Annotated in this window: 11 protein-coding genes, 15 tRNA genes and 3 rRNA genes; 27 read left to right on the plus strand and 2 right to left on the minus strand. The window is 42.5% G+C overall.

Annotated features, from left to right (window positions below):
• The first annotated feature begins 180 nt into the window (after positions 1–180).
• Both cshA and uvsE read left to right on the plus strand, forming a co-directional pair.
• Complete coding sequence (cshA, locus tag NKR74_RS01195) at positions 181–1,719, plus strand: degradosome RNA helicase CshA (RefSeq protein WP_253628398.1); 1,539 nt, start codon at positions 181–183, stop codon at positions 1,717–1,719.
• Positions 1,720–1,824: 105 nt separating this feature from the next.
• Positions 1,825–2,787, plus strand: coding sequence for a UV DNA damage repair endonuclease UvsE (gene uvsE / locus NKR74_RS01200; protein WP_098309280.1), 963 nt, complete (start codon positions 1,825–1,827; stop codon positions 2,785–2,787).
• Between the two features lie 166 nt (positions 2,788–2,953).
• Here uvsE and NKR74_RS01205 read toward each other — a convergent pair whose 3' ends face one another.
• Positions 2,954–3,508 carry a rhomboid family intramembrane serine protease gene (locus NKR74_RS01205; protein ID WP_253628399.1) on the minus strand — a complete coding sequence of 185 codons (555 nt, stop codon included), beginning with the start codon at positions 3,506–3,508 and terminating at the stop codon, positions 2,954–2,956.
• Positions 3,509–3,596: 88 nt separating this feature from the next.
• Between NKR74_RS01205 and acpS the strand changes: the two genes are divergently transcribed.
• The 6 genes from acpS to NKR74_RS01235 all read left to right on the plus strand — a co-directional run bounded on the left by acpS (position 3,597) and on the right by NKR74_RS01235 (position 9,612).
• A complete protein-coding gene (gene acpS / locus NKR74_RS01210; RefSeq protein ID WP_098309278.1) occupies positions 3,597–3,956 on the plus strand; it encodes a holo-ACP synthase in 360 nt (119 codons plus the stop codon).
• A gap of 156 nt (positions 3,957–4,112) precedes the next feature.
• Positions 4,113–5,060: a LolA family protein gene (locus tag NKR74_RS01215; RefSeq protein ID WP_253631060.1), complete on the plus strand. Its 948-nt coding sequence runs from the start codon at positions 4,113–4,115 to the stop codon at positions 5,058–5,060.
• 260 nt (positions 5,061–5,320) lie between these two features.
• On the plus strand, positions 5,321–6,490 hold the full coding sequence (gene alr, locus NKR74_RS01220; protein WP_253628400.1) for an alanine racemase: 1,170 nt from the start codon (positions 5,321–5,323) through the stop codon (positions 6,488–6,490).
• Between the two features lie 245 nt (positions 6,491–6,735).
• Complete coding sequence (locus tag NKR74_RS01225; RefSeq protein WP_000004571.1) at positions 6,736–7,023, plus strand: antitoxin EndoAI; 288 nt, start codon at positions 6,736–6,738, stop codon at positions 7,021–7,023.
• 4 nt (positions 7,024–7,027) lie between these two features.
• Positions 7,028–7,378: a type II toxin-antitoxin system endoribonuclease NdoA gene (gene ndoA / locus NKR74_RS01230; protein WP_020063273.1), complete on the plus strand. Its 351-nt coding sequence runs from the start codon at positions 7,028–7,030 to the stop codon at positions 7,376–7,378.
• Between the two features lie 65 nt (positions 7,379–7,443).
• The gene (locus tag NKR74_RS01235; RefSeq protein WP_253628401.1) at positions 7,444–9,612 is read left to right on the plus strand and encodes a Tex family protein; all 2,169 of its coding nucleotides are present in this window, start codon (positions 7,444–7,446) and stop codon (positions 9,610–9,612) included.
• Positions 9,613–9,741: 129 nt separating this feature from the next.
• On the opposite strand, the gene cmpA is transcribed toward NKR74_RS01235, so the two are convergent.
• Positions 9,742–9,855 carry a cortex morphogenetic protein CmpA gene (cmpA, locus tag NKR74_RS01240; RefSeq protein ID WP_098309274.1) on the minus strand — a complete coding sequence of 38 codons (114 nt, stop codon included), beginning with the start codon at positions 9,853–9,855 and terminating at the stop codon, positions 9,742–9,744.
• 110 nt (positions 9,856–9,965) lie between these two features.
• On the opposite strand from cmpA, the gene NKR74_RS01245 reads away from it, so the two are divergent.
• From NKR74_RS01245 to NKR74_RS01335, 19 genes are all read left to right on the plus strand, one after another.
• Complete coding sequence (locus NKR74_RS01245) at positions 9,966–10,430, plus strand: SprT family protein (protein ID WP_253628402.1); 465 nt, start codon at positions 9,966–9,968, stop codon at positions 10,428–10,430.
• Positions 10,431–10,535: 105 nt separating this feature from the next.
• Positions 10,536–10,610 (plus strand) — tRNA-Asn (locus NKR74_RS01250).
• Between the two features lie 8 nt (positions 10,611–10,618).
• Positions 10,619–10,709, plus strand: a tRNA-Ser gene (locus NKR74_RS01255).
• 7 nt (positions 10,710–10,716) lie between these two features.
• Positions 10,717–10,791 (plus strand) — tRNA-Glu (locus NKR74_RS01260).
• Positions 10,792–10,795: 4 nt separating this feature from the next.
• A tRNA-Val gene (locus NKR74_RS01265) sits at positions 10,796–10,871 on the plus strand.
• A gap of 20 nt (positions 10,872–10,891) precedes the next feature.
• Positions 10,892–10,968, plus strand: a tRNA-Met gene (locus tag NKR74_RS01270).
• 3 nt (positions 10,969–10,971) lie between these two features.
• Positions 10,972–11,047 (plus strand) — tRNA-Asp (locus tag NKR74_RS01275).
• 127 nt (positions 11,048–11,174) lie between these two features.
• A tRNA-Gln gene (locus NKR74_RS01280) sits at positions 11,175–11,249 on the plus strand.
• Positions 11,250–11,254: 5 nt separating this feature from the next.
• Positions 11,255–11,330: transfer RNA gene (locus NKR74_RS01285), tRNA-Lys, on the plus strand.
• Between the two features lie 13 nt (positions 11,331–11,343).
• A tRNA-Leu gene (locus NKR74_RS01290) sits at positions 11,344–11,424 on the plus strand.
• A 3-nt stretch (positions 11,425–11,427) separates the two neighbouring features.
• A tRNA-Leu gene (locus NKR74_RS01295) sits at positions 11,428–11,513 on the plus strand.
• Positions 11,514–11,596: 83 nt separating this feature from the next.
• Positions 11,597–11,673, plus strand: a tRNA-Arg gene (locus NKR74_RS01300).
• 4 nt (positions 11,674–11,677) lie between these two features.
• Positions 11,678–11,754, plus strand: a tRNA-Pro gene (locus tag NKR74_RS01305).
• A 1-nt stretch (position 11,755) separates the two neighbouring features.
• A tRNA-Gly gene (locus NKR74_RS01310) sits at positions 11,756–11,826 on the plus strand.
• A gap of 74 nt (positions 11,827–11,900) precedes the next feature.
• Positions 11,901–13,452 (plus strand): 16S ribosomal RNA (locus NKR74_RS01315).
• Positions 13,453–13,589: 137 nt separating this feature from the next.
• Positions 13,590–16,512: ribosomal RNA gene (locus NKR74_RS01320) — 23S ribosomal RNA — on the plus strand.
• Positions 16,513–16,562: 50 nt separating this feature from the next.
• Positions 16,563–16,678: ribosomal RNA gene (rrf, locus tag NKR74_RS01325) — 5S ribosomal RNA — on the plus strand.
• Together the 16S, 23S and 5S rRNA genes with 15 tRNA genes alongside form the textbook arrangement of a ribosomal RNA operon.
• Before the next feature lie 11 nt (positions 16,679–16,689).
• Positions 16,690–16,766: transfer RNA gene (locus NKR74_RS01330), tRNA-Met, on the plus strand.
• Positions 16,767–16,769: 3 nt separating this feature from the next.
• Positions 16,770–16,845, plus strand: a tRNA-Asp gene (locus NKR74_RS01335).
• The last annotated feature ends 63 nt before the right edge of the window (positions 16,846–16,908 follow it).

The following is a 16,908-nucleotide window of genomic DNA, read 5'->3' on the forward strand; positions in this document are numbered from 1 at the left end:
TTTTGTTGCGACTTTCTACATTCAGTTTTCAAAAGCTAGTTTTATTATAATTGTCAGGCAATCTTGTGCTGATGACACATTTTGTCTGAAGAAGACTTAGCCCAACCTTACTTGTATATCCTGTGAATATTAGAAGAAGGAATAATCTGGGCTATTTTAGATAGAAAAGGAGAAGTAACATTGACAACATTTCGAGAATTAGGATTAAGCAGTTCTTTATTAAAGTCTGTTGAAAGTATGGGATTTGAAGAGGCAACACCAATTCAGGCAGAAACAATTCCAGTAGCCTTACAAGGTGATGACATTATTGGTCAAGCTCAAACAGGTACAGGAAAAACAGCTGCATTTGGATTACCGCTATTAGAAAAAGTAAATACAAATCAAGATACAGTTCAAGGTATTGTTATCGCACCAACTCGTGAGTTAGCGATTCAAGTAGGTGAAGAGCTATACAAAATTGGTCAACATAAGCGTGTTCGCATTTTACCAATCTATGGCGGCCAAGATATTAATCGTCAAATCCGTGCATTGAAAAAAGGTCCACACATTATCGTGGGTACACCAGGACGTATTTTAGATCATATTAAACGTAAAACACTTCGTCTGCAAAACGTAGAGACAGTTGTTCTTGACGAAGCAGATGAAATGTTAAACATGGGCTTCATTGAAGATATTGAAGCAATTTTAACGGATGTGCCTGAAACACACCAAACATTATTATTCTCAGCAACAATGCCAGACCCAATCCGTCGTATTGCTGAACGCTTCATGAGCGAGCCTAAACATATTAAGGTTAAAGCTAAAGAAGTAACAATGCCAAACATTCAGCAGTTCTATGTAGAAGTGCAAGAGAAAAAGAAATTTGACGTGTTAACACGCTTATTAGATATTCAATCTCCAGAGCTTGCAATCGTATTCGGTCGTACAAAGCGTCGTGTTGATGAATTATCAGAAGCGTTAAATTTACGTGGTTATGCAGCAGAAGGAATTCATGGTGATTTAACACAAGCGAAGCGCCTTTCTGTATTACGTAAATTTAAAGAAGGTTCAATCGAAGTTCTTGTTGCGACAGACGTAGCAGCGCGTGGTCTTGATATTTCAGGTGTAACGCATGTATATAACTTCGATATTCCACAAGATCCAGAATCATACGTACACCGTATTGGTCGTACGGGCCGTGCGGGTAAAACAGGTCTTGCGATGCTGTTTGTAACACCACGTGAAACGGGCCAATTAAAGAATATTGAACGTACAACAAAACGCAAAATGGATCGTATGAATCCACCAACTTTAGATGAAGCTTTAGAAGGACAACAACGTTTAATCGCTGAAAAACTTCAAAGCACGATTGAAAGTGAAAACTTATCGTACTACAAACGTATTGCAGAAGAGCTGTTAGAAGAGCATGATTCTGTAGCGGTTGTAGCAGCTGCTTTAAAAATGATGACAAAAGAGCCGGATGCAACGCCAGTTTCTTTAACATCAGAACCACCTGTAGTTTCAAAAGATCGTTCTAGAAAGAGAAACGGAAACGGAAGTGGAAATGGAAGAGGTGGTTACCGCGATGGTAACCGTAATCGTGAAGGCGGTCGTAATCGCGATGGTAACCGCAATCGTGGAGGCCGTAAAGGAGAAGGTCAAGGACGTGAAGGTCGTTCTGGAGCTCCTAGAGGACGTAGCGGCGAGAGAAAGCACACAAGCCGTAAGCCGCAAGCTTAATTCAATTCATAGAAGAGAGACAGTCTTTTTCATAAAGGCTGTCTTTTTTTGTTTCTTTAGTTGGGTATACTACATAGAAACTTGTATCGGAAAAGAGGAAATGGAATGCTTGTAAAGCTTGGGTATGTTGCAATGAGTGTCCATTTAAAGAATGCTTCTCCTTCGCAAACAATGACGTATGCGCAGTTTCGGCGAATACAGGATCGAGAAGCAGCAATCAAAAAATTGGAGAGGATTTCTAATTCTAATTTAGAGAATTGTCTACGGTTGTTAAAACATAATTATGGACATGATGTTTCATTTTTTCGCTTAAGTTCGAAAATCATTCCTTTGGCAAACCATGAGGCGTTGTTAGAGTGGGATTATATAAAGCCGTTAAGAGAAAACTTAAAACAACTTGGAGAATATGCAAAACGTCAAGGAATGCGAATTGATTTTCATCCCGACCATTTTGTCGTGTTAAATTCATTACATCCTCCGATTTTAAAGCAGTCCGTGAAAACATTGCAGATGCATGGGAAGTTGTTAAAGGGAATGGGGATTGATAGAACGCATCGCTGTGTTTTACATGTTGGTGGTGCGTATGAGGATAAAGAGAAAGCACTAGAACAATTCATTGAAAACTGGTCACTTGTTCCGGTGGGGATTCAAAAGATGATTATGTTAGAAAATGATGATACAACATTTTCCTTAAAAGAGACATTGTACTTAGGAGAAAAACTTGGAATCCCAGTAGTTTTTGATTTGCATCATCATATGGTAAATCACGGCTTTGAAGAGTGGGAAACTCATTGGGAACGTGTTGTACAAACGTGGGAGCAATCTCCTTTGCCGATTAAAATGCATATTTCTAGTCCACGAGAAGGAAATGATCTAAGGGCCCATGCTGATTTTATTGATTCTGATCAATTTTTTTCTTTCTTGCAATATATAAAAGAGAGTGTTCCGGAAATACATTGTATGATAGAAGCGAAACAAAAAGACGAGGCACTCTTTCAGTTGATGAGAGATATGAAAGATAAGGGTGGGATAGAGATAGTAGATGGTGCAAGCTTTTTTGTAAAGTAAGCGATGCACCATCTATTTTTTTATCCCGCATTAACGGGCAGTAAGCCCCCACCTTAAGGTTGAGGGAGAAGCAAGGAAGATAGGTGGGGGATAACTGTCCGTAAAAGCCCGATTGGTTCAACTAACCATCAGTGGGGGATGAAAAACTCCCCCACTGATGGAAGTTTCACTTTATGAGTAATGGACCTAAGCAAGCACCAGTGAGTAATCCAACGAGATGGCTAATTGAGTTTGTTGTTTTGTCGACAAATGTAAACGTTAGGAGAATGGATAAAATAACAAAAAAGAGAAGGGTTTCTTTTTTTCTATTTGGGCGGTATTGCATATAGAATATGTAAAGCTGCAGACCTAATAGCCCAAAAATGGCACCTGAAGCTCCTGTATGAGCATACTGAATTGGAAGTATAAAGTAAGAGATGATATTTCCAGTGACTCCAGATATAAGAAACGCAAGTGAAAATCGAATGCTCCGCAGTTGTTTTTCTAATGAAAAGCCGAGTGCTAAGCAGCAAATACTATTGGATAAAAAATGAGAAAATGTTGTATGGATAAACAATGAAGAAATAATTCGCCACCATTCCCCTTCAGCGATACACTCATTGCAGGCGATTCCGATAGATAGTACCTTATTCCCTAATAATAGTAAAATAAGTTGTATGAAAAGTAAGGTAGTAGTAATCGGAGGGAAAGAAGTAAATGAGTATTTTAATGGAGTATTCATATCTTCACCCCTTTTGCTGTTAACGGATTGTCTGTTATTCTTACAATATGAAAATGAGGAAGAGAATAGAAGGAAGGAACGTAAGGATATGATTGTAGGGATTGGAATCGATATTATTGAAATTGAAAGAATTGAAAAGATGATAGAGGGGCAACCGAAATTTATAGAGCGTATTTTAACAGAAAAAGAGCGCCAAGTAGCACATTCGTTAAAAGGAAAGAGGCGTAGTGAATTTGTTGCAGGACGCTTTGCGGCAAAAGAAGCATACTCGAAAGCGCTTGGTACTGGAATTGGAAAAGAGGTTAGCTTTTTACATATTGAAATCACGAATGATGAAAGAGGAAAACCGATTTTACTTGCAAATACAAATCATACTATTCATCTTTCGATTAGCCATAGCCGAGAGTTTGCGGTGGCGCAAGTCATTTTAGAAAGCCCGTCAAGCTAGTCTGCATATTTCATCTCTTTGTCTCATATATTTGAGTAGCGTTAAGGAAGAGGTTTTCTTCCACTTACTTATTGAGACAAAGGGGCTGAACATATGAAAAGGCGGCTATTTTTGTTTATTGTCGGTTTGTTGACCGTTTTTCTGTTAGCGGGCTGTATGGAGAAGAAGAAGGAAGATGTTGTGCAAGACTTGAATGAAAGAGTAAAAGATATGAAAAGCTATCAAGCGGAAGCGAAATTATCAATTAAAACAGGAAATGAACCCCAAGTATATGACGTTGAGGTTTGGTATAAAAAACCCTCGTATTACCGAGTGAATTTGAAAAATGCAAAGAAAGATCAAAGCCAGATTATTTTACGAAATGATGAAGGTGTATTCGTTCTTACCCCGTCTTTAAATAAAAGTTTTCGTTTTCAAAGTGATTGGCCGCAAAATAGCAGCCAAGCATATTTATATGAATCACTTGTCAGGGATATTTTGAACGATAAGGACCGTTCATTTAAGAAAACAGACAAATATTATGTGTTTGAAACGAAAACAAACTATCATCATCAAAATATGTTGCCAAGGCAACAAATTACATTTAATAAAAAAGATTTAGCACCTGTTTCGGTGAAATTGATGGACAATGATCAAAATGTTCTTGTGCAAGTAGATTTTTCTAAAGTAAAGTTTGATACAAAATTTGATAAAGGCGCGTTTGATACGAAACAAAATATGTCTAGAGCGCAAGTCGATATACAAACGACAGCACAAGAAGAGAAGTCATTTGCTGTGTTATACCCAAGTGATACGCCGCAAGGTATGACTTTAAAAGAGGAGAAAGAATTTAAGACAGACAGTGGTAAACGTAGTATTCTTACGTACACTGACAATAAGAAGAGTTTTACATTAATACAAGAAAAAGCGAAGGTAGCACCAACTATCGCATTGCAAAATATGAATGGGGAGCCTGTTGATTTAGGTTTCGCAATTGGTGCATTAACAAAAGATTCTGTTACATGGTCACATAATGGAGTCGAGTATATGCTTGTATCAAAAGGTTTAAAACAAGATGAGTTGTTAATGGTAGCGCGCTCTGTGACTCAAAAACAAGTGAAGTAAACGACTAAGACGTGGTGGCTACAGAGTACACCACGTTTTTTATCCCGTAAGAGCCCAATTGGGCGGGCTTTCCATCAGTGGTGGATGAAGAAAACCCCACTGATGGAAGTTCCGCCTTATGACGATTTAACAAATAGTATTTTTGATATGTAGAATCTGTTGATGAAAGCGGTGCTTAATATGATGGAATAAAGGTAAGAAAAAAAGTGAATATAAAAGAATAAGCTTTGCATATCGTATAAAGGAAGTGTTTTTTCTGGATGGAAAAATCGCCATTTTATCGTGATACGTGGGTAGAGGTAAATTTAGATGCGATTTATGATAATTTGACTCGTATTAAATCCATCATTCCGAAAAATGTGGAGATTTTTGCTGTTGTGAAAGCAAATGCATATGGTCATGGATCAGTGCAAGTTGCAAATACAGCGTTAACAGCAGGAGCCACAAAATTAGCTGTTGCATTCCTGGATGAAGCTCTTGTCTTAAGAAGAGCTGGAATTACAGTTCCTATTTTAGTATTAGGTTCTTCACGTCCGGAAGACGTTAATGTGGCAGCAGAGAATGAGATTACATTAACTGTGTTTCAAAAAGAATGGATAGAAAAAGCGGAAAAGGTGTGGGATTCTTCAAGGTCACTCCATTTTCATCTTAAATTTGATAGCGGTATGGGGAGAATTGGAATTCGTAGAAAAGATGAATTGAAAAGGTTTCTAAAAAGTTTACAAAGTGCGCCTTTTTTAAAATTAGAAGGGGTTTATACTCACTTTGCAACAGCTGATGAAGCGGAGACAGCTTATTTTGATAAGCAGTATAATATGTTTTTGGAACAATTAAGTTGGCTAAAAGAATTTGGATTAACCCCAAAATTTATTCATACAGCTAATAGTGTGGCAACTTTACGTTTTCAAAGTGTTACTTTTAACGCTGTCAGAATAGGGATTGCAATGTATGGGTTGCTCTCATCTATGCAAATCCATCCTTTTTTACCGATTAAGCTTGATCCTGCATTATCTTGGCATACAACGGTTACACATATAAAACAGGTGACAAAAGATGCTGGAATTAGTTATAACGTTACTTATCGAGCGAAAACAGAAGAATGGATTGCCACATTGCCTGTTGGATATGCTGACGGTTGGTTACGTAGGTTGCAGGGGTTCAAGGTGCTTGTAAATGATATAAGAGTGCCGATTGTAGGCAGGGTTACAATGGATATGATGATGATTCATGTACCATATGAAGTGCCGCTTGGAACAAAAGTTACTCTAATTGGAAGACAAAATGATCGGTATATTAGTGCTAATGAGGTTGCCGAGTATTCAGAGACAATTAACTATGAAATTATTGCAACAATTAGTTTTCGTGTTCCGCGTGTATATGTAAAAAATGGAAAAGTTGTAGAGGTTGTAAATTATTTAAATGGCATATAAGATGAGAATTCTATAGTTCAAGTGTACCTTTATAAAAAGGTGAGTATGTCCCTTTTTGACAAGCTAAGAAACTCAATTTGGAAGAAGGACATAGAAAAGTACAAGGAAGTGAATGTTTTATTTCCAAATTGGAAAACATAAAACAAGAAATCAGGAAGTCTTTGCAACAGGCTTCATACAATGGTATTATTACAATAGGTGTCATATATATGTGTGTGTGTAGTTGACGGTGGAGGTGTATTTTTGTGTCCGAATCAAGTGTAACTACTGAAATCGTTGTTCGGTTGCCAAAACAAGTGGTAACAGAATTAGACGGAATTGGAAAACAAGAGAATAAGAATCGCCATGAACTTATTTGCCAGGCAACACAATTGCTATTGCGCCAACATAAAACAAAGAAGCGCTACCAGCATGAATCAATGCGACGTGGGTACATTGAAATGGGAAAAATTAATCTTGGTATTGCATCTGAAGCTTTCTTAGCGGAGTATGAAGCAGCTCATACAGTAGAACGCTTAGTTAGCGGGGGGTAATCTTTTGATTGTAAAACGCGGCGACGTGTATTTTGCAGACCTTTCCCCAGTTGTTGGTTCTGAGCAAGGAGGCGTTCGTCCGGTTCTGGTCATTCAAAATGACATTGGGAATCGTTTTAGTCCTACTGTGATTGTGGCGGCCATTACTGCACAGATTCAGAAAGCGAAATTGCCCACCCATGTGGAGATTGATGCAAAAAAGTATGGATTTGAGAGAGATTCTGTTATCTTGCTCGAACAGATTCGAACAATCGATAAGCAGCGCTTAACGGACAAAATCACTCAGTTAGACGATCTGATGATGAATCGTGTAGATGAAGCTCTGCAAATTAGTTTAGGACTGATAGATTTTTAGTTCAACATTGAAGTTGCTCTCTTTTAAGAGCAACTTTTTTTATTATTAAGGAGGTTTTGTTGCAAATGGAAATGGTAGATGACCGTCAAGAGTTAATGAAAATGTTAGCGAAAGAATTGAATTTTTCAGAGAAGCAAGTACGTCATGTTATTCAATTAACAGAGGAGGGTAATACAGTTCCATTTATTGCTCGTTATCGGAAAGAGTGGACAAACTCATTAGATGAGGTGCAAATTCGTTCGATTTTAGAAAGATGGCAGTATGTCACTCAACTTGAAAATCGTAAAGAAGAAGTGTTGCGTTTAATTCATGAAAAGGGAAAGCTTACAGAAGAGTTGCGTCGTAACATTGTATCTGCAACAAAACTACAAGAAGTGGAAGATTTATATCGTCCATATAAAGAAAAACGAAGAACAAAAGCAACGATTGCAAAAGAGAAAGGGTTAGAACCTTTAGCGGATTGGTTATTAACGTTTGCGAAGGATGATGCGTTGGAAAGAGCAAAAGTATTCGTAAATGAAGAGAAAGAAGTTCATTCACCAGAAGAAGCGTTACAAGGTGCAAAAGATATTATCGCAGAATACGTATCTGATGAAGCATCTTATCGCAGTTGGATTCGTAATACTACTTTTAGAAAAGGAACCATTTCAGCAGTTGTAAAAGATGAAGAAAAAGATGAAAAGAATGTATACGAAATGTATTACAGCTATGAAGAGCCAGTACAAAAAGTTGTACCTCATCGTGTATTAGCCATGAATCGCGGTGAAAAAGAAGAAATTTTAAAAGTAGCAATCGTTCCTCCGGTTGAAGAAATCATTCAGTTCTTACATAAAAAAGTAATTCATAAATCATACGCGCCAAGTACTTCTTATGTGCAAGAGGCGATTGAAGATGGTTACAAGCGTTTAATTCAACCATCTATTGAAAGAGAAATTCGTAAAGAGTTAACAGAGATAGCGGAAGAACAAGCGATTCATATTTTTTCAGAGAACTTAAGGAATTTATTGTTACAACCGCCGATGAAAGGGAAGTTTGTATTAGCTGTAGATCCAGCATATCGTACGGGGTGTAAACTTGCCGTCGTAGATGATACGGGAAAAGTACTTCATATCGACGTTATCTATCCACATCCGCCTGTTAGGAAATATGAAGAGGCGAAAAAGAAATGTATTTCAATTTTAGAAAAGTATGAAGTAGAAGTAGTTGCAATTGGAAATGGTACAGCTTCTCGTGAAACGGAAGAGTTTGTAGTAGATGTATTACAAGCAGTTACACGTGATGTATTTTACATTATTGTCAATGAAGCTGGTGCGAGTGTATATTCAGCATCAGACTTAGCAAGGGAAGAGTTTCCTGATTTGCAAGTTGAAGAAAGAAGCGCTGTTTCCATTGGAAGACGTTTGCAAGATCCGCTTGCAGAATTAGTAAAGATTGATCCAAAGTCTGTTGGTGTAGGGCAATATCAACATGATGTATCACAAAAACAGTTGAATGAATCATTAACATTTGTTGTTGAAACAGCTGTAAACCAAGTTGGAGTGAATGTAAATACTGCTTCTGTTTCCTTATTGCAATATGTTTCTGGTTTATCAAAAACAGTTGCGAAAAACATTGTAAAAAAACGCGAAGAGAGCGGGAAATTTATAAAACGTGCTGAGCTGAAAGATATACCGCGATTAGGTGCAAAGACATATGAACAATGTATCGGTTTTTTACGTGTTCTAGAAGGTGAAAATCCACTTGATCGAACAAGTATTCATCCGGAGCAATATAAGAATGTAGAGCTGTTATTGAAAAGCTTAGGATTATCTATTGCAGATGTTGGACAACCTCATTTGCAGAAGCGTTTAGAAGAAGTAGAAATTCCATCATTATCAGAGCAAACAAACATTGGTGAACCGACCTTGCGAGATATTATTGATGCTCTTATTCGTCCAGAGCGAGATTTACGTGATGAATTACCGAAGCCGCTTCTTAAGAAAGGTATTTTAAAACTAGAAGATTTAAAACGAGGCATGGAATTGGAAGGTACAGTTCGTAATGTTGTCGATTTTGGTGCTTTTGTTGATATTGGTGTGAAGCAAGATGGATTAGTTCATATTTCAAAAATGAGTAAGCAGTTTGTAAAACATCCATTAGATATCGTGTCTGTCGGACAAATTGTAAAAGTGTGGGTCGATGAGGTTGATATGAAAAAAGGACGCGTCGCTTTATCTATGCTACCAATAGAGTGATGAAGTAAAAGGAATCATTGTGGCTTTCTTCATTCTACACTGAGAGTTAATTTGCTAATAGGAGCTGCTATCCATTAAGTGTCGGATACATGAAAAGGGAGTGGAGGGATGTTCCGCTCCCTTTATTTACTAAGGATATTGCTTTTTTTTATAAAAAAACCAGCATTCGTTAAGTAATTTGATTTGATATCGGTTTTTTTCATAATAAGCACGCCGCATTTGTTTACGAAGCCATGCTGGCATATGAATCCCTCCTTTTACAGAAATGAGGATGGGTATATGTACTATTTAATGTATGCAGGGGACAGATAAGACGTGTGAATTTATTTTAGTTATAAGTAGGAGAGATGCGGATGCAGGGAATAGATATTCAGAGATTGGTGGAGAAAATATCAGTAGAATATTTTGCGAGGCCTTTTTTGCATAAAGCGACATTTAATAAACGTTTACGTACGACAGGTGGGCGATATATGTTAGAGACACACAATATAGAATTAAATTATCATTATTATCAAGCTTATGGAGAAAAGGAATTAATTGCAGTAATTAAGCATGAGCTTTGTCATTATCATTTACATCTTATGGGGAAAGGGTATCAACATAGAGACAGAGATTTTCGTGAGTTGTTGAATAAGGTAGATGCGCCGCGTTTTTGCAAAAGAATTCCTGATGAGAGGAAAGAGAAAAAACAATACGTATATGTTTGTTTATCGTGTGGCTTCCAATACATAAGAAGGAGAAGAATAAATACAAATTGCTACGTTTGCGGAAAGTGTAAAGGACGTTTGAAGCAGGTGAAAAAACACCTTGACAGTTAAAAATCAATCCAGTATAGTATAAACATGTCAGCTCACTACAAGATATTGTAAGAAGTGCTTGACTTGTAAAATGATTTTTTATAAGATGAAAAATGTCTTTCTTATTCCGCAGTAGCTCAGTGGTAGAGCTATCGGCTGTTAACCGATCGGTCGTAGGTTCGAGTCCTACCTGCGGAGCCATATAATATAGAGAAGTACCCAAGTGGCTCAAGGGGCTCCCCTGCTAAGGGAGTAGATCGCTTACGCGGTGCGAGGGTTCGAATCCCTTCTTCTCTGCCATAATTTTGGCCCGTTGGTCAAGTGGTTAAGACACCGCCCTTTCACGGCGGTAACACGGGTTCGAATCCCGTACGGGTCACCACTTCGGAGGATTAGCTCAGCTGGGAGAGCACCTGCCTTACAAGCAGGGGGTCGGCGGTTCGATCCCGTCATCCTCCACCATATAAATTTATAAATATCATCGCGGGGTGGAGCAGTTCGGTAGCTCGTCGGGCTCATAACCCGAAGGTCGCAGGTTCAAATCCTGTCCCCGCAACCAAATGGTCCCGTGGTGTAGTGGTTAACATGCCTGCCTGTCACGCAGGAGATCGCCGGTTCGACCCCGGTCGGGACCGCCATTTAAACTTCTAATGGAAGTTATTTTTTTGTTAGAGGGTATGATAAAGTGTATTTTGTCACTAGAAAATCTTGTGAAGCGAATTTAAGTGATATCCTCAAAGATGTTAATTTATTCGATTAAATCGATGGGCTATAGCCAAGCGGTAAGGCAACGGACTTTGACTCCGTCATGCGCTGGTTCGAATCCAGCTAGCCCAGCCATTTAAGAGCCATTAGCTCAGTTGGTAGAGCATCTGACTTTTAATCAGAGGGTCGAAGGTTCGAGTCCTTCATGGCTCACCATTTATTTCATTTCGCGGGTGTGGCGGAATTGGCAGACGCACCAGACTTAGGATCTGGCGCCTTTGGCGTGGGGGTTCGACTCCCTTCACCCGCATATGCGGTCGTGGCGGAATGGCAGACGCGCTAGGTTGAGGGCCTAGTGGGGGCAACCCCGTGGAGGTTCAAGTCCTCTCGGCCGCACCAAAAAAAGAAATAAAAAATGCTTGCATTAATCTTACCACCATGGTATATTAATAAAGTCGCAAAAAACAAACAACATACATTAAGCGCCCGTAGCTCAATTGGATAGAGCGTTTGACTACGGATCAAAAGGTTAGGGGTTCGAGTCCTCTCGGGCGCGCCAATTACGGGAAGTGGCTCAGCTTGGTAGAGCACCTGGTTTGGGACCAGGGGGTCGCAGGTTCGAATCCTGTCTTCCCGACCATGCGGGTGTAGTTTAGTGGTAAAACAAGAGCCTTCCAAGCTCTGGTCGAGAGTTCGATTCTCTTCACCCGCTTTTAGTTCTTTGAAAACTGAACGAAACAAACAACGTGAAACGTCAATTTTTATTTATGATGCTAGACAAACACTTTATTGGAGAGTTTGATCCTGGCTCAGGATGAACGCTGGCGGCGTGCCTAATACATGCAAGTCGAGCGAACCAATTAAGAGCTTGCTCTTAAGAAGTTAGCGGCGGACGGGTGAGTAACACGTAGGTAACCTGCCTATAAGACTGGGATAACTCCGGGAAACCGGGGCTAATACCGGATAACATTTTGCACCGCATGGTGCGAAATTGAAAGGCGGCTTCGGCTGTCACTTATAGATGGACCTGCGGCGCATTAGCTAGTTGGTGAGGTAACGGCTCACCAAGGCGACGATGCGTAGCCGACCTGAGAGGGTGATCGGCCACACTGGGACTGAGACACGGCCCAGACTCCTACGGGAGGCAGCAGTAGGGAATCTTCCGCAATGGACGAAAGTCTGACGGAGCAACGCCGCGTGAGCGATGAAGGCCTTCGGGTCGTAAAGCTCTGTTGTTAGGGAAGAACAAGTGCTAGTTGAATAAGCTGGCACCTTGACGGTACCTAACCAGAAAGCCACGGCTAACTACGTGCCAGCAGCCGCGGTAATACGTAGGTGGCAAGCGTTATCCGGAATTATTGGGCGTAAAGCGCGCGCAGGTGGTTTCTTAAGTCTGATGTGAAAGCCCACGGCTCAACCGTGGAGGGTCATTGGAAACTGGGAGACTTGAGTGCAGAAGAGGAAAGTGGAATTCCATGTGTAGCGGTGAAATGCGTAGAGATATGGAGGAACACCAGTGGCGAAGGCGACTTTCTGGTCTGCAACTGACACTGAGGCGCGAAAGCGTGGGGAGCAAACAGGATTAGATACCCTGGTAGTCCACGCCGTAAACGATGAGTGCTAAGTGTTAGAGGGTTTCCGCCCTTTAGTGCTGAAGTTAACGCATTAAGCACTCCGCCTGGGGAGTACGGCCGCAAGGCTGAAACTCAAAGGAATTGACGGGGGCCCGCACAAGCGGTGGAGCATGTGGTTTAATTCGAAGCAACGCGAAGAACCTTACCAGGTCTTGACATCCTCTGACAACCCTAGAGATAGGGCTTCTCCTTCGGGAGCAGAGTGACAGGTGGTGCATGGTTGTCGTCAGCTCGTGTCGTGAGATGTTGGGTTAAGTCCCGCAACGAGCGCAACCCTTGATCTTAGTTGCCATCATTAAGTTGGGCACTCTAAGGTGACTGCCGGTGACAAACCGGAGGAAGGTGGGGATGACGTCAAATCATCATGCCCCTTATGACCTGGGCTACACACGTGCTACAATGGACGGTACAAAGAGTCGCAAGACCGCGAGGTGGAGCTAATCTCATAAAACCGTTCTCAGTTCGGATTGTAGGCTGCAACTCGCCTACATGAAGCTGGAATCGCTAGTAATCGCGGATCAGCATGCCGCGGTGAATACGTTCCCGGGCCTTGTACACACCGCCCGTCACACCACGAGAGTTTGTAACACCCGAAGTCGGTGGGGTAACCTTTTTGGAGCCAGCCGCCTAAGGTGGGACAGATGATTGGGGTGAAGTCGTAACAAGGTAGCCGTATCGGAAGGTGCGGCTGGATCACCTCCTTTCTATGGAGAATTGATGAACGCTGTTCATCAATATAAGTTTCCGTGTTTCGTTTTGTTCAGTTTTGAGAGAACTATCTCTCGAAAATATATGTTCTTTGAAAACTAGATAACAGTGTAGCTCATATTTTTTTAATTTTGGTTAAGTTAGAAAGGGCGCACGGTGGATGCCTTGACACTAGGAGTCGATGAAGGACGGGACTAACACCGATATGCTTCGGGGAGCTGTAAGTAAGCTTTGATCCGGAGATTTCCGAATGGGGAAACCCACCATACGTAATGGTATGGTATCTTTATCTGAATACATAGGGTAAAGAAGACAGACCCAGGGAACTGAAACATCTAAGTACCTGGAGGAAGAGAAAGCAAATGCGATTTCCTGAGTAGCGGCGAGCGAAACGGAATCTAGCCCAAACCAAGAGGCTTGCCTCTTGGGGTTGTAGGACATTCTATACGGAGTTACAAAGGAACGAGGTAGACGAAGCAGCCTGGAAAGGCTCGTCATAGAAGGTAACAACCCTGTAGTTGAAACTTCGTTCCCTCTTGAATGTATCCTGAGTACGGCGGAACACGTGAAATTCCGTCGGAATCCGGGAGGACCATCTCCCAAGGCTAAATACTACCTAGTGATCGATAGTGAACCAGTACCGTGAGGGAAAGGTGAAAAGCACCCCGGAAGGGGAGTGAAAGAGATCCTGAAACCGTGTGCCTACAAATAGTCAGAGCCCGTTAACGGGTGATGGCGTGCCTTTTGTAGAATGAACCGGCGAGTTACGATCCCGTGCGAGGTTAAGCTGAAGAGGCGGAGCCGTAGCGAAAGCGAGTCTGAATAGGGCGTTTAGTACGTGGTCGTAGACCCGAAACCAGGTGATCTACCCATGTCCAGGGTGAAGTTCAGGTAACACTGAATGGAGGCCCGAACCCACGCACGTTGAAAAGTGCGGGGATGAGGTGTGGGTAGCGGAGAAATTCCAATCGAACCTGGAGATAGCTGGTTCTCCCCGAAATAGCTTTAGGGCTAGCCTCAAGTGTGAGAGTCTTGGAGGTAGAGCACTGATTGAACTAGGGGTCCTCATCGGATTACCGAATTCAGTCAAACTCCGAATGCCAATGACTTATCCTTGGGAGTCAGACTGCGAGTGATAAGATCCGTAGTCAAAAGGGAAACAGCCCAGACCGCCAGCTAAGGTCCCAAAGTGTGTATTAAGTGGAAAAGGATGTGGAGTTGCTTAGACAACTAGGATGTTGGCTTAGAAGCAGCCACCATTTAAAGAGTGCGTAATAGCTCACTAGTCGAGTGACTCTGCGCCGAAAATGTACCGGGGCTAAATACACCACCGAAGCTGCGGATTGATACCTATGGTATCAGTGGTAGGGGAGCGTTCTAAGTGCTGTGAAGTCAGATCGTAAGGACTGGTGGAGCGCTTAGAAGTGAGAATGCCGGTATGAGTAGCGAAAGACGGGTGAGAATCCCGTCCACCGAATGCCTAAGGTTTCCTGAGGAAGGCTCGTCCGCTCAGGGTTAGTCAGGACCTAAGCCGAGGCCGACAGGCGTAGGCGATGGACAACAGGTTGATATTCCTGTACCACCTCTTTATCGTTTGAGCAATGGAGGGACGCAGAAGGATAGAAGAAGCGTGCGATTGGTTGTGCACGTCCAAGCAGTTAGGCTGGTAAGTAGGCAAATCCGCTTACCGCAAAGGCTGAGCTGTGATGGGGAAGCTCCTTATGGAGCGAAGTCTTTGATTCCCCGCTGCCAAGAAAAGCTTCTAGCGAGATAAAAGGTGCCTGTACCGCAAACCGACACAGGTAGGCGAGGAGAGAATCCTAAGGTGTGCGAGAGAACTCTGGTTAAGGAACTCGGCAAAATGACCCCGTAACTTCGGGAGAAGGGGTGCTTTCTTAACGGAAAGCCGCAGTGAATAGGCCCAAGCGACTGTTTAGCAAAAACACAGGTCTCTGCGAAGCCGTAAGGCGAAGTATAGGGGCTGACACCTGCCCGGTGCTGGAAGGTTAAGGAGAGGGGTTAGCGCAAGCGAAGCTCTGAACTGAAGCCCCAGTAAACGGCGGCCGTAACTATAACGGTCCTAAGGTAGCGAAATTCCTTGTCGGGTAAGTTCCGACCCGCACGAAAGGTGTAACGATTTGGGCACTGTCTCAACCAGAGACTCGGTGAAATTATAGTACCTGTGAAGATGCAGGTTACCCGCGACAGGACGGAAAGACCCCGTGGAGCTTTACTGTAGCCTGATATTGAATTTTGGTACAGCTTGTACAGGATAGGCGGGAGCCTTTGAAGCCGGAGCGCTAGCTTCGGTGGAGGCGCTGGTGGGATACCGCCCTGGCTGTATTGAAATTCTAACCTACGGGTCTTATCGACCCGGGAGACAGTGTCAGGTGGGCAGTTTGACTGGGGCGGTCGCCTCCTAAAAAGTAACGGAGGCGCCCAAAGGTTCCCTCAGAATGGTTGGAAATCATTCGTAGAGTGCAAAGGCATAAGGGAGCTTGACTGCGAGACCTACAAGTCGAGCAGGGACGAAAGTCGGGCTTAGTGATCCGGTGGTTCCGCATGGAAGGGCCATCGCTCAACGGATAAAAGCTACCCCGGGGATAACAGGCTTATCTCCCCCAAGAGTCCACATCGACGGGGAGGTTTGGCACCTCGATGTCGGCTCATCGCATCCTGGGGCTGTAGTCGGTCCCAAGGGTTGGGCTGTTCGCCCATTAAAGCGGTACGCGAGCTGGGTTCAGAACGTCGTGAGACAGTTCGGTCCCTATCCGTCGTGGGCGTAGGAAATTTGAGAGGAGCTGTCCTTAGTACGAGAGGACCGGGATGGACGCACCGCTGGTGTACCAGTTGTTCTGCCAAGGGCATAGCTGGGTAGCTATGTGCGGAAGGGATAAGTGCTGAAAGCATCTAAGCATGAAGCCCCCCTCAAGATGAGATTTCCCATAGCGTTAAGCTAGTAAGATCCCTGAAAGATGATCAGGTTGATAGGTTCGAGGTGGAAGCATGGTGACATGTGGAGCTGACGAATACTAATAGATCGAGGACTTAACCATATAATATGAAGCAAATGTTATCTAGTTTTGAAGGAATATACCTTCATAAGTCTGGTAATGATGGCAGAGAGGTCACACCCGTTCCCATACCGAACACGGAAGTTAAGCTCTCTAGCGCCGATGGTAGTTGGGACTTTGTCCCTGTGAGAGTAGGACGTTGCCAGGCTTTATTATCATCGCGGGGTGGAGCAGTCTGGTAGCTCGTCGGGCTCATAACCCGAAGGTCGCAGGTTCAAATCCTGTCCCCGCAACCAAATGGTCCCGTGGTGTAGTGGTTAACATGCCTGCCTGTCACGCAGGAGATCGCCGGTTCGACCCCGGTCGGGACCGCCACTTATATAATATAAAGAACGAAACAATATGTTTCGTGTTTTTTTATTTACTCTAATTAAACTT

The organism is Bacillus sp. 3103sda1 (assembly GCF_024159135.1).
In the GTDB taxonomy this organism is placed as follows: Bacteria; Bacillota; Bacilli; order Bacillales; family Bacillaceae_G; genus Bacillus_A; species Bacillus_A rhizoplanae.

Coding starts and splice junctions, on each gene's coding strand:
- cmpA (WP_098309274.1), bottom strand. CDS start 9,855: ATGCCAGCATGGCTTCGTAAACAAATGCGGCGTGCTTATTATGAAAAA.
- NKR74_RS01235 (WP_253628401.1), top strand. CDS start 7,444: ATGGAAATGGTAGATGACCGTCAAGAGTTAATGAAAATGTTAGCGAAA.
- NKR74_RS01205 (WP_253628399.1), bottom strand. CDS start 3,508: ATGAATACTCCATTAAAATACTCATTTACTTCTTTCCCTCCGATTACT.
- NKR74_RS01245 (WP_253628402.1), top strand. CDS start 9,966: ATGCAGGGAATAGATATTCAGAGATTGGTGGAGAAAATATCAGTAGAA.
- acpS (WP_098309278.1), top strand. CDS start 3,597: ATGATTGTAGGGATTGGAATCGATATTATTGAAATTGAAAGAATTGAA.
- NKR74_RS01215 (WP_253631060.1), top strand. CDS start 4,113: ATGGAGAAGAAGAAGGAAGATGTTGTGCAAGACTTGAATGAAAGAGTA.
- alr (WP_253628400.1), top strand. CDS start 5,321: ATGGAAAAATCGCCATTTTATCGTGATACGTGGGTAGAGGTAAATTTA.
- uvsE (WP_098309280.1), top strand. CDS start 1,825: ATGCTTGTAAAGCTTGGGTATGTTGCAATGAGTGTCCATTTAAAGAAT.